Origin of the sequence: Schnuerera sp. (assembly GCF_035459645.1) — a bacterium.
In the GTDB taxonomy this organism is placed as follows: domain Bacteria; phylum Bacillota; class Clostridia; order Tissierellales; family Tepidimicrobiaceae; genus Schnuerera.
Genome location: NZ_DATHXO010000280.1, coordinates 1 through 2043 on the forward strand (window position 1 = coordinate 1; position 2043 = coordinate 2043).

Annotated in this window: 4 protein-coding genes; all 4 read right to left on the bottom strand. The window is 28.7% G+C overall.

Annotated features, from left to right (window positions below; translation table 11 throughout):
• Positions 1-462 (bottom strand): hypothetical protein (locus tag VK998_RS06545; protein ID WP_325226739.1); only part of this gene is annotated, 462 nt, incomplete at its 3' end.
• An 86-nt stretch (positions 463-548) separates the two neighbouring features.
• A complete protein-coding gene (locus VK998_RS06550; protein ID WP_325226741.1) occupies positions 549-827 on the bottom strand; it encodes a DUF4160 domain-containing protein in 279 nt (92 codons plus the stop codon).
• Positions 820-1089, bottom strand: a complete 270-nt coding sequence (locus tag VK998_RS06555) for a hypothetical protein (RefSeq protein WP_077369874.1) — start codon at positions 1087-1089, stop codon at positions 820-822. Before VK998_RS06555 ends, VK998_RS06550 begins: the two co-directional genes overlap by 8 nt.
• A 97-nt stretch (positions 1090-1186) precedes the next feature.
• Positions 1187-1930, bottom strand: a complete 744-nt coding sequence (locus tag VK998_RS06560; protein ID WP_325226743.1) for a class I SAM-dependent methyltransferase — start codon at positions 1928-1930, stop codon at positions 1187-1189.
• Positions 1931-2043: the final 113 nt, after the last annotated feature.

Sequence of the window (2043 nt, forward strand, 5' to 3'; positions counted from 1 at the left end):
ATAGGGATTATCCTCTTTTTGTTTTATACTAAGCAAGGATTTTAATTCCTTTTTATTATTTTCATCTGCTGTTCTAATTTCTCTACTTAACTCACTCTTCAAAGTTGGTCCCGAATTTCCTGTAAATAGAGTACTTGTAGAAATTGATGTTTTTGGCCTATATTTATTTAATTGTTCAAAGACATTTTCCTCATTATGAATAGCTAAAAGCTCTTTGAATTTTTCATCCTCATAATCAAATCCCTCTATTCCTATAGTCTTATTAAGATTTTCTATGAATTTTACTCTTTCTGTATTACTACCCATACGTAAAAGAGTCTGTCTAATTATTTTTTGATATGTAATTGAAAGCACTCTAGATATTTCGCTATTATCTACATTTCTAGTCTTTTTATACTCCTTGTTTGCAATCTTCTTTTTAGACATATTATCTATTACCTTTTCATATAACCCATTTTCCATTTATCTCTCTCCCTATAAACAGAAATGACACAGGAGACCTTACCTTCTGTGTCATTATCTCAATTTTGTTACATTATGAAATTATTTTAACAATAGAATTTAATTTCATTTATTTTAAAGTGCTCCTTCCATTCCTTACATATTAAAAAGTATTGTGCTGCTATTATTTCTAAAATATTATTTAATTCCTTTGTTGGTATCTTGCTTGAATTATTAGCTAAGATACAACCACCTGAAGCAGTTAACCAAATTTTAGTAGCATTTGGTCTAGGCTTTCCCTTGCTTACATGAACATGAATTGGTTCAAAGTTTTCATTAGACCAGAAATAAACCAAATATCCTCCTATTCTAAAAAGACTAGGCAATTTGAATACCCCCTATTGAGGCATATTTATATAGAAGATGTGCATTATGTCTAAGCATTTCATTGAAGTTTTCAATTTCTTCATCAGTATAACCTTCTATTTTTATCCAAGTATAATTAGGCAAAATACACCTTGCTGTATCAAATCCATGTTCTGTTGGCCGCTCAAAGTGAACTTCTACTTTCTTTACATCATTTTCTTCAATTATATGAGAGTGAGTAATTTCAGTCTCATCTGCTAATGTAATATAAGGATACATCATATGAAATACCTCCTAACTTAAATTTTATATTTTTATAAATATATAACTTTGCTTATATGTCATAGTTTGCTAATATTATGCAACAATCTATCTCAACTTAACATTTCTTTGCTCTTATAAATAAGAATTGAGGATTCTTAGTTAATCTATCAAATGTATTAGGATGTGCAATTTTAAATTCTTCTATAGGCATAGGTTCTAATAGTCTTTCTATTATAAATCCTGCATCAATAATAGGGTTAATAATCTCACTTAAAGGTCTTCTATAAAATCGTACCTTTACTTTCGCATTATTAGTATTCCATTCATCATCTAATAGTTCTGTTAAAAAGTAGTTTTCCCTGTTAAATACTCTAAAATCCATAAATGGATGATGAATAGATATAATAAGTTCTCCATCACTATTTAATATCCTATTAAATTCACTCATTACTAAATTCCAATTCTTAATATAGTGAAGTGTCAATGACGATAAAACAATATCTACCGATTCATCCTCAATAAAATCCAACGGTTCATTCAAATCAGCTTTTATAACTTTAGCACTATTTCCGACTCTCTTTTTAGTCATTTCTATCATATTTGGACTAAAATCTAGTGCTATTACACTTGCACCTTTATCTAATAACCATTTAGTATACCACCCTGCTGCACAACCTGCATCTAAAATTTTCTTACCCTTTACCTGTGGAAGTAATGATATAGTTGCAGGTCTTTCATAATAGGCATTGAATGGTTTTGTATCTACATATTTAAAATAATATTCAGCCATTTCTTCATAAGAATTAAGTGAAATTGAATCATTGCTTATAACTTGATCCTGTTTTGATTTGCTATTCAATACAATCCCCTCCTGTCGCATATAATTCTACTGATACGTCGTAACTGACAATGATTATAATATAAGTATACTATACATTTATAAATTCTTAAAGAATTAAAACTTTGCTTATC

Excerpts from the sequence above, each read along its gene's own strand:
- VK998_RS06555 (WP_077369874.1), bottom strand. The coding sequence starts at position 1,089 with ATGATGTATCCTTATATTACATTAGCAGATGAGACTGAAATTACTCAC.